Source organism: Methanocalculus pumilus (genome assembly GCF_055382585.1).
The window spans coordinates 1668212-1693112 of record NZ_AP042393.1 but is presented as its reverse complement, the minus strand read 5'-3'; the positions used below and the strand labels follow the sequence as shown (position 1 = coordinate 1693112).

29 protein-coding genes are annotated in these 24901 nt (G+C 53.7%); 14 read left to right on the top strand and 15 right to left on the bottom strand.

What is annotated here, in order from left to right; all coding sequences use genetic code 11:
- Positions 1-59: 59 nt before the first annotated feature.
- Both ACZ44I_RS08900 and ACZ44I_RS08895 read left to right on the top strand, forming a co-directional pair.
- Positions 60-296, top strand: a complete 237-nt coding sequence (locus ACZ44I_RS08900; protein ID WP_464550683.1) for a DUF7557 family protein — start codon at positions 60-62, stop codon at positions 294-296.
- The gene (locus ACZ44I_RS08895; protein WP_292736100.1) at positions 283-576 is read left to right on the top strand and encodes a type II toxin-antitoxin system RelE family toxin; all 294 of its coding nucleotides are present in this window, start codon (positions 283-285) and stop codon (positions 574-576) included. Before ACZ44I_RS08900 ends, ACZ44I_RS08895 begins: the two co-directional genes overlap by 14 nt.
- A gap of 145 nt (positions 577-721) precedes the next feature.
- Here ACZ44I_RS08895 and ACZ44I_RS08890 read toward each other — a convergent pair whose 3' ends face one another.
- Together ACZ44I_RS08890 and ACZ44I_RS08885 are read right to left on the bottom strand one after the other, a co-directional pair.
- Entirely contained in the window at positions 722-1240 is a 519-nt protein-coding gene (locus tag ACZ44I_RS08890; RefSeq protein WP_464550685.1) for a hypothetical protein, read from the bottom strand.
- 103 nt (positions 1241-1343) lie between these two features.
- Positions 1344-2579, bottom strand: a complete 1236-nt coding sequence (locus tag ACZ44I_RS08885) for an AAA family ATPase (protein WP_464550687.1) — start codon at positions 2577-2579, stop codon at positions 1344-1346.
- Between the two features lie 342 nt (positions 2580-2921).
- Between ACZ44I_RS08885 and ACZ44I_RS08880 the strand changes: the two genes are divergently transcribed.
- Positions 2922-3110: a hypothetical protein gene (locus ACZ44I_RS08880; protein ID WP_464550689.1), complete on the top strand. Its 189-nt coding sequence runs from the start codon at positions 2922-2924 to the stop codon at positions 3108-3110.
- Between the two features lie 217 nt (positions 3111-3327).
- Here ACZ44I_RS08880 and ACZ44I_RS08875 read toward each other — a convergent pair whose 3' ends face one another.
- A complete protein-coding gene (locus ACZ44I_RS08875) occupies positions 3328-3822 on the bottom strand; it encodes a TspO/MBR family protein (protein ID WP_464550691.1) in 495 nt (164 codons plus the stop codon).
- A 97-nt stretch (positions 3823-3919) separates the two neighbouring features.
- Here ACZ44I_RS08875 and ACZ44I_RS08870 point away from each other — a divergent pair, with 97 nt between their 5' ends.
- Complete coding sequence (locus ACZ44I_RS08870) at positions 3920-4150, top strand: hypothetical protein (RefSeq protein WP_464550693.1); 231 nt, start codon at positions 3920-3922, stop codon at positions 4148-4150.
- Positions 4151-4228: 78 nt separating this feature from the next.
- Here ACZ44I_RS08870 and ACZ44I_RS08865 read toward each other — a convergent pair whose 3' ends face one another.
- The 9 genes from ACZ44I_RS08865 to nifS form a co-directional block, all read right to left on the bottom strand.
- Complete coding sequence (locus tag ACZ44I_RS08865) at positions 4229-4789, bottom strand: manganese efflux pump MntP (RefSeq protein ID WP_464550695.1); 561 nt, start codon at positions 4787-4789, stop codon at positions 4229-4231.
- A gap of 56 nt (positions 4790-4845) precedes the next feature.
- The gene (locus tag ACZ44I_RS08860; protein ID WP_464550697.1) at positions 4846-6048 is read right to left on the bottom strand and encodes a HEAT repeat domain-containing protein; all 1203 of its coding nucleotides are present in this window, start codon (positions 6046-6048) and stop codon (positions 4846-4848) included.
- 291 nt (positions 6049-6339) lie between these two features.
- Positions 6340-6561, bottom strand: coding sequence for a hypothetical protein (locus ACZ44I_RS08855; protein ID WP_464550699.1), 222 nt, complete (start codon positions 6559-6561; stop codon positions 6340-6342).
- Between the two features lie 615 nt (positions 6562-7176).
- Positions 7177-8016: a thiamine pyrophosphate-dependent enzyme gene (locus ACZ44I_RS08850; protein ID WP_464550701.1), complete on the bottom strand. Its 840-nt coding sequence runs from the start codon at positions 8014-8016 to the stop codon at positions 7177-7179.
- The gene (locus ACZ44I_RS08845) at positions 8013-9647 is read right to left on the bottom strand and encodes a 2-oxoacid:acceptor oxidoreductase subunit alpha (protein ID WP_464550703.1); all 1635 of its coding nucleotides are present in this window, start codon (positions 9645-9647) and stop codon (positions 8013-8015) included. Before ACZ44I_RS08845 ends, ACZ44I_RS08850 begins: the two co-directional genes overlap by 4 nt.
- The gene (gene fdhD, locus ACZ44I_RS08840) at positions 9647-10390 is read right to left on the bottom strand and encodes a formate dehydrogenase accessory sulfurtransferase FdhD (protein WP_464550705.1); all 744 of its coding nucleotides are present in this window, start codon (positions 10388-10390) and stop codon (positions 9647-9649) included. Before fdhD ends, ACZ44I_RS08845 begins: the two co-directional genes overlap by 1 nt.
- Entirely contained in the window at positions 10387-10707 is a 321-nt protein-coding gene (gene cutA / locus ACZ44I_RS08835; protein WP_464550707.1) for a divalent-cation tolerance protein CutA, read from the bottom strand. Before cutA ends, fdhD begins: the two co-directional genes overlap by 4 nt.
- Before the next feature lie 55 nt (positions 10708-10762).
- The gene (nifU, locus tag ACZ44I_RS08830) at positions 10763-11188 is read right to left on the bottom strand and encodes a Fe-S cluster assembly scaffold protein NifU (protein WP_464550709.1); all 426 of its coding nucleotides are present in this window, start codon (positions 11186-11188) and stop codon (positions 10763-10765) included.
- Between the two features lie 6 nt (positions 11189-11194).
- Entirely contained in the window at positions 11195-12373 is a 1179-nt protein-coding gene (nifS, locus tag ACZ44I_RS08825; RefSeq protein ID WP_464550711.1) for a cysteine desulfurase NifS, read from the bottom strand.
- A 113-nt stretch (positions 12374-12486) separates the two neighbouring features.
- Between nifS and ACZ44I_RS08820 the strand changes: the two genes are divergently transcribed.
- Genes ACZ44I_RS08820 through ACZ44I_RS08800 form a run of 5 tightly spaced genes read left to right on the top strand, consistent with a single transcriptional unit; the run spans position 12487 to position 17953 of the window.
- On the top strand, positions 12487-13632 hold the full coding sequence (locus ACZ44I_RS08820; protein WP_464550713.1) for an LL-diaminopimelate aminotransferase: 1146 nt from the start codon (positions 12487-12489) through the stop codon (positions 13630-13632).
- A gap of 5 nt (positions 13633-13637) precedes the next feature.
- Positions 13638-14933, top strand: a complete 1296-nt coding sequence (lysA, locus tag ACZ44I_RS08815; RefSeq protein WP_464551629.1) for a diaminopimelate decarboxylase — start codon at positions 13638-13640, stop codon at positions 14931-14933.
- A 9-nt stretch (positions 14934-14942) separates the two neighbouring features.
- Positions 14943-16238, top strand: coding sequence for an OB-fold nucleic acid binding domain-containing protein (locus ACZ44I_RS08810; RefSeq protein WP_464550715.1), 1296 nt, complete (start codon positions 14943-14945; stop codon positions 16236-16238).
- A gap of 54 nt (positions 16239-16292) precedes the next feature.
- The gene (gene radA / locus ACZ44I_RS08805) at positions 16293-17267 is read left to right on the top strand and encodes a DNA repair and recombination protein RadA (protein WP_464550717.1); all 975 of its coding nucleotides are present in this window, start codon (positions 16293-16295) and stop codon (positions 17265-17267) included.
- Positions 17261-17953, top strand: a complete 693-nt coding sequence (locus ACZ44I_RS08800; protein WP_464550719.1) for a phosphoglycolate phosphatase — start codon at positions 17261-17263, stop codon at positions 17951-17953. Before radA ends, ACZ44I_RS08800 begins: the two co-directional genes overlap by 7 nt.
- Positions 17954-17958: 5 nt before the next feature.
- On the opposite strand, the gene ACZ44I_RS08795 is transcribed toward ACZ44I_RS08800, so the two are convergent.
- Positions 17959-18207, bottom strand: a complete 249-nt coding sequence (locus ACZ44I_RS08795; protein ID WP_464550721.1) for a PRC-barrel domain-containing protein — start codon at positions 18205-18207, stop codon at positions 17959-17961.
- 57 nt (positions 18208-18264) lie between these two features.
- Entirely contained in the window at positions 18265-19143 is an 879-nt protein-coding gene (locus tag ACZ44I_RS08790; protein WP_464550723.1) for a CBS domain-containing protein, read from the bottom strand.
- Positions 19144-19192: 49 nt separating this feature from the next.
- On the opposite strand from ACZ44I_RS08790, the gene ACZ44I_RS08785 reads away from it, so the two are divergent.
- Complete coding sequence (locus ACZ44I_RS08785; RefSeq protein ID WP_464550725.1) at positions 19193-20170, top strand: NOG1 family protein; 978 nt, start codon at positions 19193-19195, stop codon at positions 20168-20170.
- Here the strand turns inward: ACZ44I_RS08785 and ACZ44I_RS08780 are convergent.
- Positions 20106-21008 (bottom strand): presenilin family intramembrane aspartyl protease PSH, encoded by a 903-nt coding sequence (locus tag ACZ44I_RS08780; protein ID WP_464550727.1) that lies wholly within the window; start codon positions 21006-21008, stop codon positions 20106-20108. The two genes, ACZ44I_RS08785 and ACZ44I_RS08780, sit on opposite strands and share 65 nt — an antisense overlap.
- Positions 21009-21063: 55 nt before the next feature.
- Here ACZ44I_RS08780 and ACZ44I_RS08775 point away from each other — a divergent pair, with 55 nt between their 5' ends.
- The 4 genes from ACZ44I_RS08775 to ACZ44I_RS08760 are packed head-to-tail and all read left to right on the top strand — an operon-like array spanning position 21064 to position 24892.
- Positions 21064-21378, top strand: coding sequence for a hypothetical protein (locus ACZ44I_RS08775; protein WP_464550729.1), 315 nt, complete (start codon positions 21064-21066; stop codon positions 21376-21378).
- A gap of 13 nt (positions 21379-21391) precedes the next feature.
- Positions 21392-22405 carry a flap endonuclease-1 gene (fen, locus tag ACZ44I_RS08770; RefSeq protein ID WP_464550731.1) on the top strand — a complete coding sequence of 338 codons (1014 nt, stop codon included), beginning with the start codon at positions 21392-21394 and terminating at the stop codon, positions 22403-22405.
- A 19-nt stretch (positions 22406-22424) separates the two neighbouring features.
- Entirely contained in the window at positions 22425-23384 is a 960-nt protein-coding gene (locus ACZ44I_RS08765) for a phosphoribulokinase (protein WP_464550733.1), read from the top strand.
- A gap of 44 nt (positions 23385-23428) precedes the next feature.
- Positions 23429-24892, top strand: coding sequence for a TrkH family potassium uptake protein (locus ACZ44I_RS08760; RefSeq protein ID WP_464550735.1), 1464 nt, complete (start codon positions 23429-23431; stop codon positions 24890-24892).
- Positions 24893-24901: the final 9 nt, after the last annotated feature.

Here is a 24901-nt window from a genome sequence, read left to right as displayed (position 1 = left end):
AGGATTTGGAGATACGGAATCGTCATCTCTATTACCTATAGGGGCATAGTAGTATTACTATGCAGAGAGCAACCTCCATATACATCAGAAATGACCTGAGGGATCAGCTAAAATCCCTCAAAAAGAACCCAAAAGAGTCATATAATGATATTATCGAGCGCCTGCTCAACCTTGCCATTGATGAGGAGCCATTGGGAGAGGAGGCAATCATTGGCCTTGAAGAAGCTCTTGAAGAGATCAAGGCAGGGATGTTCATCTCCGAATCCGAGATCATGAAGAAATATGGGGTTCAGTGATCCTGTGGTCACCTATACTATCAGGTATACCCCTCGTGCAGATCGGGATCTTGAAAAATTACCAAAAGAAACTGCCCGGATGGTTGTTCGCAAGATTCATGAGATCAAAGAAGCCCCCTATCTCTCGATTAAGAAGCTAAAGGCATCGAACCCACAGCATCCAGTTTATTCTCTCAGGATACGGCGCGATATTAGGGCTCTCATATCCATTCATGATGATATTTTAATTATTCATGTTCTCGAAGTCGAGTCACGGAAACGATCATATCGTGATTTTTGATTATACAATCGGAATCTCTGATTGATTGTAGCCTTTGATGGTGTAAAAATCCGGTTTCGGAATCGTTGTGCTCTCCTCCTGCGCCCCACTCTTCTCCGGATCAACAGCCTGTTCTTCTCAATCTCCTCCCCTCCGCCATCCCTCCCTACTCCAGGCACTTCCAGTAAAAGAACCGAAACGACCGGTTCTTCTCCCGGGCCACCTGGATCGAGTACCGCTTGATAATCTCGATCATCAGATCGATCCGCGATACGTAATGGTTCGGGATCATCCGGTTGAACCGCTCCTTGGTGATCCGGTCGGTGCCGGGGAGGGGCCGGAGCCCAAGCGATCGGGATGCATGGTCGTTTAAGCCGGCGAGATACCAGCCTTCGATCTCTTTTATGACGATGATCACCTTGTCAGTATCGAGCTCCCGGTACCAGCGTTTCAGGCGGTTCTTCTTTGCCTTCACATTCCTGTCGCTATCGATATCGGCGATCATCAGGTAGTCGTCGCCCATCGCACCGATCCCCCGGATGAAGCCGTCCACCCGGATATGCTTCATCCCGGCATAGGCGATCAGTTCAACTCCTGCATATCCTTCCTGGAGTTCTTTTTTCAGGACACCTTCGAAGAACCTGATATCATCAGGGCCTTCACAGAAGACAAAGAGCCGGTTCATAGGTCAACCATACAATAGCAGATGGAGAGGACGAAAGAGAGGGAAGCCATGGTTGGTGCAGCATCATGCACGATAACATCGTCATGTGGGAATCGCATCATCTTCAGAGCCCGAGCAGGTTCTGGATATACAGCTCTTCAATCCCGACCTCGTTCTTCAGAAACGTCCTGACCTCCTCGCGGCGGGCGGGTTTTGTGATGATCGAATACCCAAGCGAATCCCTTGAAATGAGGAGGATATCCTCGATATCCGCATGCCTGACGACGCCCGGATTGTGGGTTGTAATCAGGATCTGCTTGTTCCGGGCAGCATCTGCAAACATCGAGACGACACGGGCGATCAGATAGGGATGCACGTTCTTCTCAGGCTCCTCGATGACGATGAAGGGCTTCTCATCAAAGTAGAGGGCACAGATGAGGTTGATCACGTTCACTGTCCCATCAGAGATCACCGAGGACGGCAGGGGGTGATCATCCCCGTACCGCTCAGTCACCGTGAAGTAGATCGATGAATCCATGAACTTCCGGACATCGATATCCTGCACAAACGGCAAGAGTTCCCCCATCAGGTTCGACAATCGCCTCTTCTTCTCGGGATCGGAGAGGATGCCCCGGAGGACGATCGCAAGATTCGATCCATCCTCCTCGAGATCACTCCTGCCCGAGAGGGGGATCGCCTTTCTGGGGGTGCGGGGATCAAAATCATAGATGGCGATCTCGGCAAAGAACCGCTGGAAACCGGGCATCGGCACAAGCAGCGGGTTCTCGATGAGCAGCGTCCCGCTCCGTGGAACATTCTTCTGGAGGTATGGCGGGATGATCTCTGAGATCTCAATTGCGATTCCCTCAGGCGTGGAGAGATCATAGAAGACCCCGTCCTCGGTATGGGTGATCACAAGCTCTCCCTCCCCGCTCTCGCCCTCACCGAGATCAGGCTTGCAGGAACAGCTGATCCGGAGATGATCTTCAAGGATTCTGTATCCTCCCTCCTGTATCTGCAGGGAGAAGCGGTACTCGATCTGGTGGAAGGAGAGGGTGTGGGTGCCGCCTGCTGTGTCCCGGACACCACTGAAGACTCCGAGTTCATTCTCGAAGATGATCCCAATCTCTGTCGGAACATCGGCAGAAATCCTGACATTCCTGATATATTCAGCCCCCCCCTGGAGGGAGATGGCATTTCCAAGTCCGTGGCGTGCGATATCGCGGAAGAACCGGAATATCCTGATGAAGTTCGTCTTGCCTGCCGCATTCGTCCCGATCAGGATGTTGTACTCATCCAAGTCCACCGTGAGATCCGAGAAACTCTTGAAATTTCTGCATGAAACCTGTTTAATTCGCATATCCCCCTCTTCCCCCTCGCAAAGGATGATCTGATCCAATCTTCGATATAGCTTTCCTTCAGAAATATCCGGAAATCCGGGAAAACCTTCCAGCAAAAAATCTACGAAAAAACCCGGAGCGATCCTGTTCCCACATTCGGATCATGGAAGTTTGAAGCATATGCGGCGCGGGTATCGGGGGGCGGGGTGGCCCCGGATCAGGATGACAGAGGTGATATACCCTTGCTCGAGAGAGCAACCTGAAAGGCGATTCGAAGAATCGGGGTGTATCTCCTCTGGCAGTCCAGAGCAGTATTCCCGCCCCTCCCTGCGCTGCATCTGCGGCTGCCCGGTTTACGTTTCATGCGAAGCATCTGCGGACGGGGACGGGGCGGTGGGGTGGGGGGGATTGAAAATGCCGATCGTTCTGTCGATGGAGCCAGGAATGGATCTGTCACCGAACATCCTCCGGGGGGGCACTGCCAACCCCCTCCGGATGCCGGTGAAGGCGACCGTGCGGTCACCCGGCGGGGCTGTTCGCCCCGCACGTGAGGATATTGAGCGCTTCGCGCCCACTTCCTGCTACTGCTCCCTCTCCTATCCCAGCCAAGGTTTTTCATCCACTGTTGCTTGTGTGAAAAAGGGATCTGTAGTGAGGAGCAGACCATACTATCCAGCTGAACTTAGCTTAGGAATCAGGGAATCTGGCAATCAGAAATTAGGAGAAGAACCACAATAAAAAGTTAAAAAAAGAGTCTCCCCGGTGAATCTAGGGATTCAGCAGGTAGATGGATGCATTCAGCAGAGTTGCAAAGCTAACCCAGGCGATGTAGGGGATATTCAGATACGCAGCCACCTTTGATATCCGGTAGAAATAGACGATCATCCAGAGGATTTGGCACCAGAGGATAATGATGCAGATCAGCCCGAGGAAGGGTGATGGTATCCCGAAGAAGAGGAACGACCAGATCCCATTGAAGAAGAGCTGCACAAAGAAGATGCCGGTTGCTATCTTCACCTCCCGCCGCTCCCATCCGGATTTTATGATCAGGAAGAGGGAGATACCCATTAAGATATAGAGTATCGTCCATGCCGGTCCAAAGACCCAGCCCGGGGGGGTGAACCATGGCCTTGCGATCGTCTGGTACCATCCCGAGACATTCGTTGCCGTTGCGAAGCTTCCGATCGCACCGATCAACAGTGGCAGGAGGACTGCCCCGATGAGAAGGGCGGCATCCCGAAGTGATTTCACAGGAGATTCCATATGAGATGACTTGCCCTCCATGAAGAAAAGCTTTTCATATCATGCAACGAGCATCTGGCTATGAAGATCTCGATTATTCTCAGGAGGTAGATACAACATGATTATCGCAGCAATTGCTTACACGCCGGTCCTCGGCCTCCCCCTGGTCGTTGTCCTTGGGATCGTCCTCTTCATCTCTCTCTGTATCACCGCATCGATTGCGGTTATGAAACGGAGAGGGCGGCTTCAGAATGTGCCGTTCACCTGGCATCTCTGGATGGCGAGGATCTCTATTCTCATAGCCATTCTGCACGGGGTTCTTGGCATCTCCATCTATATCGGGATCTAAGTGGATCCATAGAGAAAACAGGAGAATGGAGCGGAATATCCACTCCCTTCTCAATGAAAAGGGGTGCACCGCCACCTCTTACAGGAAGAGGCCGTCTACGAGGATTCTGATCCCGATGATGATCAGGATCACGCCGCCGATGAGCTCGATCCGGTTCCCGAAATAGCCCCCGAATCTCCGCCCGGCCCAGATCCCGGCGATCGATCCGGCGAAGGTCACAATGCCGATTAGAATGACAGCTGGGATAATTTCCACATCCAGCACAGCAAATGTGGCGCCGACTGCAAGCGCATCGATGGATGTGGCGATGGCAAGGAGGATGAGGGTAAAGAGGCTGGTAATCCCCGCCTCCCTCTCATCTGCCTCTTCCTGAAATGATTCATAGCACATCTTCCCGCCGATCAGAAGAAGCAGGATGAAGGCGACCCAGTGATCGAACGAGGCGATAAGCTCGCTCCCTGCCTCGCCGACAAGGTACCCGGCAAGTGCCATCCCTCCCTGGAAGAAGCCGAAGAAGAGGGCTGCCCGCACCCCGTAATAGAGAATATTCTTCTTCAGGGTGGCACCCGCGGCAATCGAGACAGCAGATGCATCCATCGCAACAGCGACTGCAATTGCAAGGAGTGTTATTTCATTCACCGGTACCGCCTCATGGTCAGATCAGATCTGCTTCTGCCGGGCTTATCATCAAAAAATTATAGTCCTTTCTTCTCTTCCGGCATTCCCCCATCATTCTTTGGGATGAGGGGACGGTACACGAGATCGGTCTGCCCAAGCGAGACCAGGATCTCGCCTGCTGCATTCCTCACCCTGATATCGGGATCATTCAAAGCCTCTTCAAGCGGGCCGATCGAATACCGCTCAAGGCTCCGGAGTGCATCAGTCAATCCTTTCATCACCCCGTTGTCGGTATCCCTGAGCATCCTGATCAGGGGGAGGACAGCAGCCTCACCGATCCCGGCTGCCTTCTTCCACTGGCGGGTGGCGATGAAGTAGATCACCCGCTCATCATCATCTGATGGATGCCAACTGATCCGGTCAAGAGACGCAGCCGCCGACTGCCTGACGAAATGATCCTCATCCATGCAGGCAGAGAGGAGCACCGGGAGATGCTCTTCACCCCCGAAAGAGCCAAGGGCCTCGGCGGCTGCTGCCCTGACATTGGGGTTTTCATCAGATGCCGCCTCTTTGAGGTGCGGGAGTGCCCGACTATCCCCGAGCTGGCCGAGGGTCCTGACCGCATTCACCCGTGGTACATAGTACTCTTCAGAGAGAAGATCGATAAGGAGCAGAACTGCTGCATCGCCGAGGGGACCAGGCTCTTTCAGGGAGCCAAGCTCTTTCCACTGCCCAAGAGCAATCCTGCGTGCAGCATCCTCTGTCTCATCGGCTGCCCCGGCATTCAATCGGTCAAGTGTAAGGGCAACAAAGCGGCGGGATCGGTACGGCAGCGAGAAGAGCCCACCCTTGAGTCCCGGGATGGCAGCAGGCCCGATTGCGACAAGCGTCTCCACCACACGCTCACTCTTCTCTTCATCTATTTTACCAAACAGGCCGACCAGGGATGAGACGGCGGGCTCCCCGACCGAGGCGAGGGCAACGGCTGCGAACCCGGAGACCTCCGGATCATCCCCCTCCAGTAACCCGATCAGAGGCAATACCGCAGGCTCACCGATGGAGGCGAGAACGGTATTCGCAGCAGCCCGCCGCTTCCCATTACCTCCGACGGCGGCAGAGACGAGCGGAGAAAGGGCATCGGGCATACAATCAAGGAGAGCTTCCATTGCACCATCCCGTATCTCCTCATCAGGTGATTCAAGTGCCCTGATCAGTCCGGGGATATCACTCCGCTCTCGCAGTTTCTCAATATTGGGACGTAATATGTCGATGAAACCCATGGATGCCTCGTATTAGTATCTATTCTATGTTCTTCTTTCTATGTCCTTCTATATATGTGGATATTATGATCCGGCCCGTTTTTGCCGGAATAGATGAGATGGAGGACAGGAGGGGGATGAGGAACTATTGAACTCCTGAATTTGAATTGAATACGATGATGGCTGGTATTCTGGTAGCTGCACCAGACTTCCTGAATGTATGATCAAGGGTGGACCAATAACCAGGAGCACCAATAACCGAATGTGAAGGCAAGACGCTAAATGATGCTATCAATAAGGATCAAGAGGCAATTATCGGGTGTCTTCGATCCCGTTTAATCTCTGATAGTACCTGATAGCCTCATTCCGGAGGAGCGGGTCTTCACCATTATTATCCTCGGAATTGAGAATGAAATGAGCAAGGCCATGATCCTCCATAGCCGAATCACTCTCCTTCCATCTCCCGATATCCGGTTTGACACCGACCGGCTCATTCTCTTCTGAAAGTATAGATTGGCGTTTAATCTCACGCATCTCTCTTTGACCTTACTAACGATGGCGTTGGCTCCTATTTATACTGACTCTAATGCAAACCAGATTCTCTCAAACCAAACCACACCCCCACCGCCCCTCTCTCCGTCCGCAGATGCTTCGCAGGGAACGTATGCCGGGCAGCCGCAGATGCAGTGCGGGGAGGGGCGGGAATTCTCCAATGGCTGCCAGAGGAGATACACCCCGATTCTCCGAATCGCCTTTCAGGTTGCTCTGATGAGCAAGGGTTTATCACCTCTGTCAGCCTGATCCAGCCTTACCCCGCCCCCCGATGCCCGCACCGCATATGCTTCAGTCCCTCGTCATGATCCGGGGGATCGGGATCTCTGCTAGATCAAATCCTCATATCCCTATCCACAAAGGCGAAATCGGAAAAGAAACAGTGGATGGAATGGGAGAGGGAGACCAATAACACGAAGTGGGCGCGAAGCGCTCATATCCTCACTTGCGGGGCGAACAGCCCCGCCTGGTGGCCGCCAGGCCGCCCTCACCGGCATCCTGAGGGGGGTTGAGGAGTGCCCCCCCGGAGGATGTTTTGGTGACGGGTTCACTGCAAACCCCTGTCAAACCAGAAGATAATCCGCTCAACCCCCCCTTTCACCGCTTCCCAATCGCCTCCTGAATAATCCCCATCCTGTCGATCTCCCCTTCCTTTCCTGCAAGGACCCGCTCCCCGAATGTGGGGGCATTCCTCTCGTAGAGCACTCCGAGCGGGATTGCCCCCTCACCGGCATAGTTCCACTCACGGATCAGTTGCTCTGCGGAATCACGGTTCGATGGGTTGTGCCCCTCCGGCGTATAGACATGCTCGTCATAGCAGGCATGGGCATCATAGAAACTGGCACAGACCTGGAGCACCTCCACAAACGAGAACCCCTTATGCTGGATGGCACGCTTCAGCACCCCGGCCATCCCCTTCTTGTCCCTCGAATAGGAGCGGGCTATAAAGGTCGCACCGGATGCAAGCATCAGGTCAAGCGGGTTGAAGGGATCCTCATGTGTCCCTTCAGGTGTCGATTTACCGGCAAAACCGAGTGGCGATGTCGGGGTGTACTGGCCGGTTGTCAGGCCATAGACCCGGTTGTCATGGATGATCACCGTGATATCCACGTTCCGCTTTGCTGCAAAGATCAGGTGGTCAAGCCCCTCTGCATAGGCATCGCCATCCCCGGCTGAGCAGATCACCGTCAGCTTCGGGTTTCCAAGATGGATGCCGGTTGCAACCGGGATGCCCCGGCCATGGATTGAATAGAAACTGTTCGTCTGCATATAGTCTGCAATCTTTGCATGGCAGCCGATGCCGGAGACGAGAACCACCTCTTCAGGCAAAAGCCCAAGTCCGGCAAGGACGTCCTTTATGGTATGCTGGATCACAAAATTCCCGCATCCGGGGCACCAGGTGTTCTGTGCCCCGCTGATAAACTCTGCTCCCTTCATTGCATCACCCCCCTCACTTTCAGTTCCAGTTCATCAAGGCGGAATGGCCTGCCACTGACATTTGAGATCCGCCGATCCGCTACGATCCCATATCCCCTGAGCAGGGAATCAAGCTGGCCGGTGGCGTTCTCTTCAACCACGATCATCTGCTCGACACCCGCCAGTGCATCGGCACACTGTGCAAGCGGGAACGGTTCGAGGACGATCATTCGGATCACCCTGAGCGAAAGCCGCTCCCCAATCTCCCGGCAGGCTTCTCCTGTAGATCCAAAGCAGATGAGGGCAACGGTTGCCTCCTCTGCGCCATCAACCCTGAGACAGCCATAGTATGCCATCTCATTCTCTATCGTTGCCCCTTTCCGGATCAGCTTCACTGCATGGGCAGCAGCCTGACCTGGGTCTTCGGTTGTGATCCCTGAATCATCATGGGTATAGGAGTTCACCTTCACCACATTGCCGGTAAGCGGCGGCGGATAGAATGGGGAGATCCCATCCGGCGTATTGCAGTAGCGGGCATATGTTCCACGGGGAGAGCGAACAGATGCAACCGGCACCGGAAACGCAGGATCGATCTCTGTTGACTTCGGATGCTCGCCGAGGTTTTTGTCAGAAAGAACAAACACGGGCACCTGGAACTGCCAGGCGAGGTGCATCGCACGGGCAGACCACTCATATGCCTCTTCGGTCGTGCCCGGCGCGATCACGATCCTCGGGAACTCGCCGTGGCCTGCATGCAGGACGAAGCTGAGATCCCCCTGCGAGGAGTAGGTCGGCATCCCGGTGGAGGGGCCCGGCCGCATCGCCATCACGATCACCACCGGCTGCTCGGCCATCCCGGCAAGCGAGACACCTTCGTTCATCAGGCAGAATCCGCCCCCGGATGTCCCGACTGCAACCCGCCTTCCCGCATAGGAGAGGCCGAGCGCCATTGTGATCACCGCGATCTCGTTCTCGGGATGGAGCACAAGAAGCGGGGTTCCCTGGGCAAGATCGGCCATCGTATGCAGGATTGATGATGACGGGGTCATCGGGTAGGAGACATAGGCATCAAGGCCGCCCCGGATCAGCCCGAGCGCAATGGCATCGTTCCCGGTTAAGAGCGGAAGAGCATCGTTCTTCTGAATTGGGATCTGCATCCGCTCTTCAGCCGCATGGTATCCCCTGAGGGCAAGCCTGAGATTCTCTTCTGATCGTTTTCCAAACTCCTTTGTGATAGCCTCTCCGAGGATTTCGGGAGGTATCCCGGCAGCCCGGCAGAGTGCGCCGATGAGAACCGTGTTCCGGGCAATCGGCGCCCCTCTTTCTTCCCTGATGATCGTGGTTGCAGGAATCCCAATCCCCTCACCCTTTGCAACATCAGCATCATAGATCAGGAGTGCACCTGCTCCATGCCGGTTCACCGTCTCCTGGTCAAGGGCACAGACGATATCGGGCTTCCCACAAATCGCCCCGATCTCATGGCCTGCACAACGGAGAATCGCATAATTGTGCCCGCCTCTGATGAGGGAGGGGTAGTCATAGTACATGTACACGTGGTAGCCGAGGAGGCCAAGCACCCGGCCGATCAACAGCCCTGCCTTATTGATCCCCTCGCCCGCCTGCCCGCCGATGCAGATAGAATAGTCATTCATTATTTCACCCTCCCATATTGCTCAAGTCCGATGATCCGCTCAGGATGTGTATAGACGGTGAACCGCCCCTCCCGCGTGAAACAGATCAGTGTGATACCGGTCTTCTCTGCAGTTGCTATACCCTGGTCGGTCGAGGCGGCACGGGAGACGATGATCGGGATGCCCGCATTGGCAGCCTTCTGCACCATCCCCGACGGCTGCCGCCCAGTGCAGCCGATCACGCAGTCCGATAAGGGGAGATTATTCAGGATCGCGTGTCCGACGACCTTGTCGACAGAGTTGTGCCGCCCGATATCCTCACACCTGATCGCCAGCTCTCCCTTGTAAAAGAGGACCGAGGCATGCAGTGCACCGGTCTTCAGCCAGGCATCGGAGTCAATCGACTCCCTCACCTCAAGCACCTTCTCAGGAGTGATTCTGGATTTCGAGTGAACCACAGGGGGTTCTGCCTGGTTTGCATACCCGCCCGACGACTCAAGCGTTGCCAGATACTCCCCCGTCACCGGGGCATTGACATAGATATTCTCATCGATTACAGTGACCGAATCGATCCGGTCAGCAATCCCCGAGCAGATGATAAAACCTGCACCGAGTTCACGGAGGTGATCGTCTGAGGCGACCATCGTCAGGAGCGGCCGATCATTCAGGTGGAGGGTAAAGGTATCCTCGCAGACGATTGCATCGTCGATCTCCGAGATCGTACCGTTCTTGTACATGATCCCGGTATGGTTGATCAGGTTCATCCGCCCACCTCCGATCGAACCCAGTCAAGGTATGGCTGGCTCCCCTCCTGAACCGGGATAACAAGTATCTCAGGTACATCATAGGAGTGGATCGCCTCGATCCGCTGTATGAGATCCCCGCTCCCTTCAGCCGTTGTCTTGAAGATCAGCAGCTGCTCATCATCAGAGACCACCCCGTCATCCCACCTGTACACCGATCGTACCGGTGTGATATTCACGCAGGCAGCAAGCTGCTCTTCAATAACTCTCTTCGCAATCTCTTCTGCTTCGCCTGGTGGAGCTGTACAGAGTATGAGTACAATAGCAGTATGATCCATCTCTAATCATACCAACAGTGGCGGGGTGATGTAAAAAAGTATTTGGAACTTAGACTCACTCGCAGGAATGACAGTCCCCACACCCGGGACATGCGACGTCACCCCACGGGGGAAGCCCCTGCTTCTCCCGGTAGTTGTTTATCGCTGCGTGGATCGCCTCCTCGGCGAGCACCGAGCAGTGGAGTTTCTGGGGAGGAAGCCCCTCGAGAGCCTCTGCAACCGCCTTGTTTGAGATCTCCCAGGCCTCTTCGAGTGTCTTTCCGATGATCATCTCGGTTGCCATCGAGGAGGAGGCAACCGCCGCCCCGCACCCAAAAGTCTGGAATGCTGCATCCTCGATTCGATTCTCATGGATCTTCAGAAAGATCCGCATGATATCCCCGCACTTCTGGTTCCCGACCTCGCCGATCCCGTCGGCATCCGGGATCTCCCGCTGGTTCCGCGGGTTCATGAAATGATCCATTACCTTCTCTGAGTACATCTCTCTTCACCTGCTCCTGAGTTCTTTTGGTGTTAATGGCGACATATCCCGGAGCCGCTGCACCACCTTCGGCACAATCTCCAGTACATAGTCGATCTCCTCTTCTGTCATCTCCTCCCCGAGTGTCAGCCTGAGCGACCCATGGGCAACCTCATGGGGGATGCCGCAGGCAAGGAGGACATGCGAGGGATCAAGGGAGGCGGATGTGCAGGCGCTTCCGGTCGATGCGGCGATCCCATGTGCATTCAGGAGAAGGAGTATCGACTCCCCTTCGATATACTCGAAGATGAAGTTGACATTATTTGGAAGCCGCTCTTTGGGATGCCCATTCAACCGGCTCGCCGGGATTGCACCCAGCCCGGCAACAAGCTTCTCTCTCAGCCTGATAATCCGCTCCGTCTTCTCCGGCATCAGGGCAACCGCACGCTCTATTGCCACCCCGAGCCCGACGATTGCAGGGACATTCTCGGTCCCTGCCCGCCGCCGCTTCTCCTGTGCCCCGCCATGCATGAACGGAGCAATCCGGGTGCCCTTCCTGATATAGAGTGCACCCGCTCCTTTTGGCCCGCTGAACTTGTGGGATGAGAGGGAGAGGAGATCGACATTCAGGGCATTCACATCGACTGGGATCTGCCCGACTGCCTGGACCGCATCGGTATGGAAGACGATCTTTCTCGATCTCGCAACCTCACCGATCTCAGCAATCGGCTGGATCGTCCCGATCTCGTTATTTGCGAGCATGATCGTGATCAGGATCGTATCGTCACGGATAGCAGCCAGAACATCTGCAACCCTCACCCGGCCGAACTCGTCAACCGGGAGGTAGGTCACTTCGAACCCTTCCTTCTCAAGTGCCTCGCAGGTATGCAGAACCGCATGATGCTCGATTTGGGATGTGATGATATGCCGCCCTTTCTTTGCCTGGGCCGTGGCAACGCCACGGATAGCCCAGTTATCAGACTCGGTTCCGCCGGAGGTGAAGTATACCTGATCCGGTGCCGATCCGATCGCCTTCGCAACCTTTCCCCGTGCCTCCTCTACAGCGGTGCGCGAGGCTGCTGCGAGGTCATAGAGCGAAGAAGGGTTTCCGAAATAGTCAGAAAAGTAAGGAAGCATCGCAGATACGACATCGGGGTGCGTTTTTGTCGTTGCGGCATTATCAAGGTAAATGAGGCGTTTTTCCATCTCCACTCTCCACGTCAGAAGGTATCGTCATTGAATGGTATAACCATTTGTCAAGGGGAAGTATCCGGATTCTCAGTGATTCTTAAGTACCGTAAGATTGAACAGTACCCACAATGTACGCAGACAGACTTGACAACCTACCCCCCTATCTCTTTGCCCGTATAGATGAGATGAAAGAAGCAAAGATCCGCTCAGGTGTCGATGTCATTGATCTCGGCGTCGGCGACCCGGATCTCCCGACACCCCCGCATATTGTCGAGACGCTCTGCACTGCAGCACGTGATCCGGCAACCCACCATTACCCCTCGTACCTTGGCCTTTCAACCTACCGCGAAGCAGTTGCCACCTGGTATAAAAACCGGTTCGGTGTCACCGCAGATCCAAAATCCGAGATTATCACGTTGATTGGATCAAAAGAAGGAATCGCCCATGTGCCGGAGGCATTCGTCAACCCCGGCGATATCGTTCTTGCAACCGATCCCGGGTACCCGGTATACAAGACCTCGACCCTCTTTGCAGAAGGGATCTGCCATCCCCTCCCCCTTACCGAAGAGAACAATTTTCTCCCGGATCTCGATGCCATTCCAAAAGATATCCTGAAGAAGACGAAACTCCTCTTCTTCGGGTACCCAAACAACCCGACCGCAGCAGTCGCACAGATGAAGTTCTTTGATGAGGTCGTTGAATTCGCACGGGAACACTCAATAGTAGCAGTCCATGACAATGCCTACTCGGAGATCACCTTTGACGGGTATGTCGCACCCTCGTTCCTCCAGGCAGATGGCGCCTCCGAGGTCGGGATAGAGATGCACTCACTCTCAAAGACCTATAACATGACCGGCTGGCGGCTTGGGATGGCTGTCGGGAACAAGGATATCGTCGCGGGCCTCGGCCGTGTCAAGACGAATATCGACTCCGGCGCATTTGATGCGGTCCAGCTTGCCGGTGTGACAGCACTCACCGGCCCGCAGGATTGTGTTGCCGATGCATGCAGGATCTACCAGGAGCGGCGCGATGTCCTGGTGAAAGGTCTTCGGAGCCTGGGATATGATGTCTCCGCACCAAAAGCCACCTTCTATGTCTGGATGAAGGTCGATGACTCAATGAAGTTCTCAGCCCGTCTCCTTGACGAAGCAGGTATTGTCGCCACCCCTGGCATCGGGTTTGGCGCAAACGGCGAAGGCTATGTGAGGTTTGCAATCACCCGGTCCGTTGATCGGATTTCAGAAGCAGTTGCACGGATGGAGGCGATGCACTGATGGCCATGCAGCTCCCCTCCCACCTCACCATACAGAACGGGCACCTTATGAGCGGCTCACACGACCTCGTCGATCTTGCAGGCCGGTTTGGAACCCCTCTCTATGTGACAAACGAAGACCAGATCCTGGATAACTTCGAGCGGTACGAATCCGCGTTATCCAGCTGGTACCCAAATGTCCGCCTCCTCTTTGCAGCAAAGGCAAACGGGAACCTTGCTGTTCTCCGGGCTCTTGGACGGGCCGGTGCCGGTGCCGATGTCTTCTCATCAGGCGAACTGATGCTCGCACTCCGTGCCGGGATGAAACCGGAGCGGCTCCTCTTCAATGGCAGTTCCAAGACAACAGACGATCTCAGGCTTGCTGTTGAGATGGGAGTCCGGGTCTCGGTCGACTCGATCGATGAATTAAACCAGCTCTCTGGAATCGCATCTGAACAGAAGAAGACAGCCCAGATCGCGTTCCGGGTGAACCCGGCACTTGAGGTTCCCACCCACCCAAAGATTGCAACAGGCCTTGCCACCACAAAGTTCGGGATCCCGGCAGCAGAGATCCTCTCTGCATACCAGGCAGCACTTGATGCCCCCTATGTTGTTCCCGTCGGGCTCCACTGCCACATCGGATCCCAGATCCTGGATGTCGAGCCATTTGCCCGTGCCGCCGCCGTCATGGCGAAGGTGGCAGGCGAGGTGACCGATATCGGCGTCAACCTCGAATTCCTCGATATCGGCGGGGGGCTTGGTGTACCATACCACCGGGAAACCGATGTGGCCCCGACACCGGAAGAGTATGCACAGGCCGTGATGCCCGTCTTCATTGAGGGGATCAGGGAGATTGGGATCTCTCCCGAGTTCTGGGTCGAACCCGGCCGCTGGCTTGTGGCAGAATCAACGGTGCTCCTTACGAAAGTGAACTCGGTGAAACGGGCATACAAGACATTTGCAAATGTCGATGCCGGGTTCAACCTCCTGATCAGGCCAGCAATGTACGATTCATGGCATGAAGTGATCATGGCAAACAAAGCAGATCAGATTGGAGTGGAAGACGTGACGATCGCAGGGCCAATCTGTGAGACCGGAGATATCCTGGCAGCAGACCGCCTTCTTCCAACACCCGATGCAGGGGATCTCGTCGCCGTCCTCGACTGCGGGGCATACGGGTTTGCCATGTCCTCCCAGTATAACGGACGCCCCCGGTGTCCTGAGGTGATGGTGAAAGGGAATCATGCCGAAGTGATCAGGAGAGGAGAGACACTGGATGATCTCTGTGCCACCATGCAGGTCCCATCATGGCAGCAGGAATGAGTGTGTACTGTGAGGTTTCATTATGCACTTGTCGATGATATCCTGAAACAGGAAGAGTTTGACCGGCGGATCGAGGAGAAGATCGCATCCCATGGCGGGGCGATCGATGAGACGGCTGCAGCACTTCTCGTCGTTGAGGATCTTGGGAGGAGCCACCAGAAGATTCAGGCGATCACAAACTCCCCTTCCCTCGTCTCATTCTTTGGAAAGGTGGTGCAGGTCACCGATCCAAAGGAGTTTACCCGTGATGATGGATCATCCGGATGTGTTGCACGGGTCGAACTCGCTGACAGTACCGGCTCGATCCCTCTTGTCCTCTGGGATGAGATGGCAGCCGGAGTCTCAGAGCTTGAGATAGGCACAGTCATCGAGGTGATCGGCAGGCCGAAGAAAGGGCGGATAACTGAGGTACATGCGCTTGCGGTCAGGGAAACATCTGTTGAGATCACAATATCTGAGGAGAAATCCCGGTCGTTCACTTCCAGTGCCGATATCGATGCCCGTATCCTTGTGATTGACTCCCCCCGCACCTTTACCCGGCGGGATGGTGTGGAGGCGACTATCCAGGAGGCGATCATCGGGGATCCATCCGGGTGCGCCCGATTCGTCACGTGGGATCCAGCCCTCCTTGAGGGGATCTCCGAAGGTGCATCCGTCAGGATAACCGGTGCGAAGCGGCGTTCATCAGATGATGGTATTGAATATATTGCACAGGATGAGACACGGATCCTTTTGCTGGATGATCCGATTCAGTTCTCCTTCTCGCAGGTGCATGAGGTTATGGAGCGGGGGATCTATTCTGTCAGGGGGACGATCACCTCTCTCCATCCTCCCCGCCAGTTTACCACACGGCGGGGTGAGCCATCATGGGTGAGAAACCTCTTCATTGAAGGGTCGCTCAGGATTGTGATCTGGGGGGATCGGGCATGTGATCCATTCCTTTGCGGCGAGACGATCGAGATCTACAATGCCGGTGCCCGGCTGAACCGGTTCGGCGATGTCGAACTCTCGGTCGGGTTTGGGAGTGCCATCCGGGTGGTTCCGGATGAGGTCGAAGAGAGGGTGATCGAAGGGGTGATCATCCTCACCTCCGAGGGAATGGCACTCTCGGATGGGAAGAACCTCTTTCTGATTGAATCATCAGATCTTCTGCTCTCCACCCGCTACCGCATATCCGGCAGGGTCTCGGGGCGACGGCTCGTTGTGGATGAAGCAGAAGAAATTCCAATTGATCATATTTTACTCAGGGAGAGGGCAGCTGCCCTGACTGATCCTTCACTTTCACCCTCCGGGGTCAGGCATTGATAACCTCTCCGCTTGAATATCAGAGTATATCTCAAATTAAGGAAGTGAGAAGATATGCCAGAAATCACAATAGAAGATGTACCGGGTGTAGGTCCGGCAACCGCTGACCGCCTCCGTGAGGCCGGATACTGCACAGTCGAAAGTATCGCAACCGCCTCTCCCGTCGATCTCGCCGAGGCAGCTGAGATCGGCGAGGCGACTGCGAAGAAGATGATCAAGGGTGCCCGTGAGATTGCGGATATCGGCGGATTTAAGACCGGAACCGATGTCCTGCTCAGGAGGCAGGAGGTTCGGAAACTCAGGACATTTGTTCCGGAGTTTGATGATCTCCTCGGCGGCGGTGTGGAAACCCAGGCAATCACCGAGTTATATGGTGAGTTCGGGTCAGGAAAGAGCCAGATTGTACACCAGCTTGCTGTCAACTGCCAGCTCCCCGAAGAGTGCGGCGGCCTGGGCAGCTCCTGCATCTATATCGATACCGAGAATACCTTCCGGCCGGAGCGGATCGCCCAGATGGTGGAGGGGCTTGAGGTCGATTGTGAGGTGGGAACAACAGACGAGTTCCTCGCGAATATCCATGTTGCGCGGGCTCATACCTCGGATCACCAGATGCTTCTTATCGATACCGCGCGTGATCTTGCCAATGAGAAGAAGGAGAGCGGCATGCCGATCCGCCTCTTCATCATCGACTCGCTCACCGGACATTTCCGTGCAGAATATGCAGGGCGCGGAACTCTTGCAACACGCCAGCAGAAGCTGAACCGGCATATGCATGAACTCTTCAAGCTCGTCGATGAGCACAATGCCGTTGCACTGGTGACAAACCAGGTAATGTCCAACCCGGGCGTCTTCTTTGGGGATCCGACAAAACCGATCGGCGGCAATATCGTAGGGCACTCTGCGACATTCAGGCTCTATCTCAGGAAGAGTAAGGCAGGCAAACGCATTGCACGCCTTGTGGACAGCCCGAACCTTCCTGAAGGCGAAGCAACGTTCATGGTCGAGAAGGCGGGTATCAAGCCGTGCTGAAAGCAGTTGTCTGCGATATCGACGGAACCATAACTGATGATCGCCGGAGGATCAGCATCGATGCAATCGAGACACTCCGGATCTTTATTGACAGAGGGATCCCGGTGGTGCTCGCATCAGGAAACACCCTCTGTTTTCTGGATTCGATAGCCCGGATGATAGGAACCAATGGAGCTGTTATCGGGGAGAATGGAGGGGTATTCCAGACCGGATTCGATGGCACGCCTCACATCACCGGTGATAGATCATTATGTCTCCATGCATATGATCGTCTTGTCACTCATTTCAAAGAGCAGGGAATAACGTTACTTCCCTACAGTATGGAACTGCGGTATGCTGATGTGGCTTTTGCACGCACCGTTCCCGTTGATGAGGTGGTATCCGTTATCGCTGATCTCCCGGTCCGGGTGATCGATACCGGATTTGCCATCCATCTCCAGACCCACGGAATCTCGAAGGGATCAGCACTTGCAGCACTTGCCCCGCTCCTCTCCCTCACTCCCGGAGATTTTGTTGCTGTTGGTGATTCTGATAACGATCTCGAGATGCTTGAGGTTGCAGGTTATGGAATAACCATGGGAAATGGCAGCGAAAAGCTGAAAAAAATAGCTGATCTGGTGACAGATCAGAAATATGGCGAGGGTTTTTCCGAGGGTCTGCTATCTGCCCTTGAGCGCTTCGGGTGAAATCTTCACCTGAGCATATACCGATCAACAACGATATAATCCTTAATATCCTTGACAGCTTCAAACGGGATGAGCATACAATCATCATCAAGTTTGTAATGGGATGTATCAAATCCGGCATCGGGCTTGACGATCAGGTTGATCACCTCCCCGCTCCCCACGTCAATGATGATATTTTTTAACTGTCCGATCACCTTGCCGTCACTACTCATGACCTTCTTCCGCCGAAGCGTACGAGCAAACGCCTTTGTCATAGAAAGATGGTTGGCTGATAACTATATAAACTATTCCTATTTTCCCGAACCGGGGCGTTAAAGGGTGGGAAAAACCCTGATGATATCGGATTGTGTGAGGATGCCGGCAGGTTTTCCTTCGGCAACAACGATCACTCTGCCAATTTCACGCTCTTTAAATCGCCGGATGACCTCATAGAGGCGTGTATGTTCGGGAACCAGAATGACATCGTGGGTCATTATGCTTTTCACTGGTGTATCCAGGGATTGGCCGGTATCTATTGCACGTGCGATATCGGTGAGGGTAACGATCCCGAGCAACTCTTCATTGAATATGACAGGTACGCCATGGATACGGTTCTTCGAGCAGATGGAGATGGCTTCCCTGATCGTCGCATCTGGCGGCAGACTGATTAAGGGCGAACTCATGTAGTGGCGGATCGATTTCTTTGGGAGCGATGTCATCTCTGAGATTGAGATGAGAAGCGCACCCTGGATCTCGTCACGCCCAAAGACCTCCCCCCGGATCATCAGCTTGTTCACCGGTGTCGGACCGATTGTGATCTCTTCCCCGATAGTGAAATTCCGGACACTCCCGACAATTTTTATCAGTGAATGGCAGAGATCGGGATGGCAGAGTGTGGTGAAGTCGACCTCCGTCACCCGCACGCCCGGAATCGGGATTCCGTTTCTTGATATCGTCACCTCCGCTGCATCATCGGTCGGTTTTATATTCAGCTCCTTATATGCCTGTGCAGTCGGATGATATCCTCCCTTTGGTCCTGGAATGCCGTCAACCAGGCCGAGCGCTTTTAATGCCTGCATCTGGTTTCTGACGGTGCCGGGATTTCTCTTGATAATCCCTGCAATATCGTCTCCTTTGATGGGATGAGAATGTTGATGATAGAGTGAGATTAATGTTATAAGAATATCTTTCTGGATAAGTGAGAGATCCATAATGATTGATCATACATATCCGGATAAATAGCTTGGGGAAACAGAACCGATGTTTGATACAATACCAACAGTTCCAACCGCAGATGAGATACTTGACCGGAGTTTCCGCCGTGCAGCAAAGAAGATGCGGGATAAGAAAAATAAAGACCGTGCCAATGAGGAATTCGTCATGGCTGTCACACAGGCAGTCCATGACAAGCTGGTCTCGATTATCCAGTCCTTCCCTGAGTTCGATACCCTCCCACCATTCTACCGGGATCTCGTAGATATCCTCTATGGGATTGAAGAGATGAGAAAAGCCTTTGGAGGAGTCGGGTGGGCTGCGAAACATACGCGGGACATTGGAAAAGATCTCGCACGATCGATGCGGCGCTCTCCCGAGAACCTTGCCCTACGTAAACAGGCAGTGGCACGGATCGCTTCAATTGTCCACCAGATCGATAAGGATCTCAGGTTTTTGAATGACGCACGGAATGTGCTCAGGAAGCTCCCCGTCGTCTCTCCCGATGAGTTCACGATTGTTGTGGCAGGGTACCCGAATGTCGGGAAGAGTTCGTTTATCAGGCTCGTCTCAACGGCGACACCGCAGGTGGCATCGTATCCCTTCACCACAAAAGGGGTCATCGTCGGCCACCGTGAACTCACCTGGCGTGAACGTGTCCAGTTCATTGATACGCCCGGGATCCTTGATGCCGGAAGCAACAGGGAGCGGAACAAGATCGAGCGGCAGGCACTCAACGCACTCATCTATGTGGCAGATGTGATCCTCTTTATCATTGATCCAAGTGAGCACTGCGGATATGATCTCCCCACCCAGCAACTCCTGCTTGAGGAGGTCCAGAGTTTTGCTCACGTCCCGGTGATTGTCTGTGCAAACAAATCCGATCTGGCACCCTACCCCGGTGTCCTGAATATGTCAACAGTGACCGGAGAGGGGGTTCCCGAAGCGCTTGAAGCAGCCCTCAGAGAACGAGGATCCACGCCCATTCGGAGACAAGAAGACATCCTGCCAGAAAACCTAGAATAACTCCCCCATTTAATGGTGGAAGTCCTGCCTGGGGTTTGCCTGAGAAGACCATCACCAGGAGTACCCCAAGTCCGATGAGTGCTCCTATTGCAGCGCCGATAGCGGGAACCGGGGACTGGATGAAGGTATATGCCGAGACGACCAGTATCGCCGGCATGATCGCATCACCCATCCCCATCAGGAAAGTGCCCCGTTCTTTTTTTACCCCGGTCTCTTCAGCAGATGGCGTGATCTTCTCAAATGATCCGGTGTACCCAAGCTTCTTTGGGATGATAAAGAGGATCGGCATCTTCTGATCCATCACCCCCTCAGCGAGCGTGATCATATGCTTTGTCTGATACACCGAGAGTGCGTCATAGACTGCAAGCAGAACCAGCAGGATGATCACCGGAAAAATAGCCAGTGACGCACCGAAGATGGCCGCCACTCCTGAGGCAAGGATGATTCCGAGCGAATCGATCACGTACCATCTTGGATACCGGTAGAGAAGGATGATTGCGAGGATTGCTGCTGCTGCTGCGGCTCCTCCTGCCACAAGAGCCGACCCGATAAAATGGCCGGATATTGCCAGGAAGACATAGAAATACGTGAGCAGGATAGCTCCGCCGATAATGAGGCTGATGAGCTGTTGTTTTGCATATTTGATCAGCAGCAGAAGGACTGCGGTGAAGGTGAGGAGAATTGCGAGAAATATGATCGGGTTTGCCATTGAATCTGGGTCGTCAAAAGCGGTCAGCCCGGCAGCCTCAACAGGGGCTGCAAGGAGCACGCCTCCGAGGATCACTGCGCAGAGAATAAGAGGCATGCCAATGATGGCGGAGATGTTCTGTTGGTCCATGATATCCTGCTCCGGATAGGTAGCTTAATCATTATGGTTCTTCTTATGGTAAAACATGGATCTTCGTGATTATGTCTGGGATCTGATCCTGATCATCATAATGGTGTCATCGACACTTGTTCTTGTACTCAGGCTCTGGCAGGATCTCACGATAGTACTTGGAGCGACCCTGATGATGCTCTCGCTGGGTGGTCTCTTCCTCTCGCTCGGGATGAAGATTCGGAGTCTTGAGGAGAATATTATCGCCCGGGAGAGGACGATGCGTGTCAATCTGGAAGAGATCTCAGTAAGCCTGAATCGGAAATATGACCGGACTGTTGAACAGCTCGGTGAGATCGTCGACAGCCTGACACGGCGGATGTACCGGTAAGAGAGGTCTTTACTTGGGAGTTTCTATTCGTCCTCTGCTGGAAGGATGCAGGCATCCGGTCGGCTTTGGGGATATCCCCGGAGTTGCGGCAATAGATGCAAATAACGCACTCTACCAGTTCCTCTCAATAATCAGGCAGGCAGATGGAACCCCCTTGCAGGATATGAAAGGGCGGGTCACCTCACACCTCTCTGGTCTCCTCTTCAGGACCGCACACTTTCTTGAGAACGGTATTCTGCCCCTCTATATCTTTGATGGCTCACCACCTGAGTTTAAGGCCAGAACAATTGCAGGAAGACGTGAAATCCGGAAGGCTGGTGAAGAACAATGGGCAGAAGCCTTAGAACGCGGAGATACTGGTGCTGCATACCGCGCAGCGACGCAGTCCACCAGGGTGGATGCCAGCATTCTTTCGAGCGGAAAGCAGCTTCTGGATGCACTAGGGGTACCCTGGATGGTCGCCCCCTCCGAAGGTGAAGCGCAGTCTGCAATCTTCGTCAATAATGGAATTGCCACATATTCAGTATCACAGGATTATGACTCACTCCTCTTTGGTGCCTCAGTCCTCGTCCGGAACCTGGCCGTATCCGGGAAACGGCGGATCGGGGGGAAGCAGGTGACGGTTTCTCCTGAGCGGATCTATCTCTCAGAATTCCTTGATACACTTGGGATCACCCGCGAGCAGCTCATCCAGATAGGGATTCTTATCGGGACAGACTTTAACGAGGGAATCCATGGGATCGGGCCGAAGAAGGCATTGAAGATTATCCGTGAAGAACGATTCTCCGATGTGATGGCAGAGAAAGCACCTGATACCGATCCGGAACCGATCATGGAGTTCTTCCTCTCCCCGCCGGTCATTGATGAGTATCAGCCGGAATGGAAACCGCCTGATCCCGATCAGATCATCCAGATACTCTGTGATGATTACGGATTCTCACCTGAACGGATCCGTCCGGCGCTTGAACGTATAGCAGGTCCACAGAAAGGATGGTCCGGGCAGATGAGGCTTGATGCCTGGAATTGAGGAGAGATGGTGTTCTGCTATGTATTCTGGTGATTTTTCCGATCATGTGAATGGATCCGGGCAACCCTTTATCATCGGGGTGGCAGGGGACAGCGGATCGGGTAAGACGACATTTACGAAGATCATCAGCATCGTCCTCGGTCCTTCCAGGGTATCAACGATCACGCTCGATGATTATCACCGGTACGACCGGATGGAGCGGGCCGCATTGTCCATTACCCCCCTTCATCCCGATGCAAACCGCTTTGACCGTCTTGAATCGGATGTAGCCGCCCTGAAGAGGGGTGAGACGATTCAGAAGCCGGTCTATAACCATACAGACGGCACTTTTGATCCGGATATCCCTTTCTCTCCAAAACAGATCATCATCCTCGAAGGGCTTCACCCACTCTTCACAGAGGAGCTCCGGGAGATGATCGATCTCTCGATCTTTGTTGATCCTGACAGGGATGTGAAGTATAACTGGAAGATCAGGCGTGATGTGGGGGAGCGTGGCCATACCCGTGAGGCTGTTCTGGCTGAGATTCGCCAACGAGAACCTGACTACGAAGAATATGTGGCCTTCCAGAGGCAGTATGCCGATTATGTGATCAAAATTGAGGAGAGCCGGGCAGCGCCAGGCCGAGATCCCCCCGTCTATTCAGTCTCCCTCCTTCAGGCCGATCCAACCGCCTGTCTCCTTACAAATGTACCATTCACCCTTGACCTCTCGCGGATCCTCCCGCTTGCTGACGGGCCATTTGGGATTGAGGGTGGCATTGTTGAGCTGGATGGCAGGAGCCGTGTATCACTGAGGCTGGACGGCTATCTCCCCTATGGATTTGCCCGTTCTCTTGAGGAGAGTATCGAGACACAGACAGAGATATGTGCATTGCCTTTCTTCCCGGGAAAACAGGTCTCCCCAACAGATGTGATCGCATTATTGATTGCATGGCAGATTATCTGCCGCCAGTGTTCTCTCATCGAATCTCCAGTCTGAGCAGTGTATCTTTTTAACAGAGCAAAGGTAATCACTGATGCAATATGGATCGGACCGAGCATTTTGCGATCATCGCCCGTGATATCGGGGCAATCCTCCAGTTTCTGGCTCTTGCCTCGGCCGTTCCACTGATCGTTGCCATCATCTATTCGGAATGGCATGTCTTCCTTCCGATGGCACTTGTTCCGCTTATATTCTTTATCCTGGGCAGCTTTTTACGGACTATCCCTCATTCAAATAAACAGGCCCGGCTCTCGGTGGCACTCAGCGCGGTTGCTATGATCTGGCTAATCTCCTCCCTGATTGGGGCAATCCCATTCTATATCGTCTGTGGAATGCCGTATATCGACTGTGTCTTTGAAGCGATGTCAGGATGGACAACCACCGGCCTGACGATGGCATCCGGCCTTGACAACTTCCCAAAAACGATCCTCTTCTGGCGATCCTTTATGCAATGGCTCGGAGGGATGGGAATTGTTGCTTTTACGGTTGCGATGGTGAATCGGTCAGGACTCGTTCAGCGTGGTCTGTATCGTTCTGAAGCCCGCTCAGAAGCATTAATGCCGAGCGTCGTCGATACCGGGGCTCTGATGTGGAAGATCTATGGCATTCTGACACTCACCGGAATCGGTATTGTGATGCTTTCAGGTGTCGGGTTATGGGACGCCACGAACCTGGTTTTTTCTGCTATCTCGTCTGGCGGATTTACCCTGTATGATGCCGGGGTTGCCAGCTATAATAATCCGCTCCTGGAAATTCTCCTGATACCGGTGATGATCGCCGGGGCACTTCCATTCAAACTCTATTATGTCCTCTATGCAAAGCGATTCTTTGGATTTTTTCGTGATATGCAGGCAGTTTTCCTCCTCGCTATAATCGCTTTTGGTATCATGGTGATCACCTTTGATCTCTTTCAGATTCTTGATCTTTTACTTCCTGATTCAATCCGCTATGGGTTGTTCATGGCTGTATCTGCTGCAACAAGCACCGGTTTTCAGAACACCGATCTCTCTTACTGGCCACATGCGACCCTCCTCTTCCTCTCTGCGCTGATGGTCATTGGTGGATCAACAGGCAGTACTGCGGGTGGCATAAAGCTGGGAAGAGTTCAGATCTGTTATGAGGGTCTTATCTGGTGGTTCAGGAGGATTTTCATCTCCGGAAAGGCTGTTATTCCATTCCGCCACGAAGGGAGAATAATCCCGAAGATGATTGCGGAGTATGAGATATCAAAGAATATGCTTATTATCATCCTCTATATCATCATACTCTTCTCCAGTACCATTCTTCTTCTCCAGTTTGAGGGTCAGTTTGCTGATACCAGTCGTATAATATTTGACGCTATCTCTGCAATGAGTAATAATGGGATGTCATCAGGATCGATCTCTCCTGCCATTTCGAATGAATCAAAGATCCTCCTTATCCTTCTGATGTGGCTTGGAAGGCTGGAAGTGATACCGGTTGTTGTCTTAATCGTTGGCGTTGCGAAAGGATTTGATCGTGCCTGATCTTTTTTC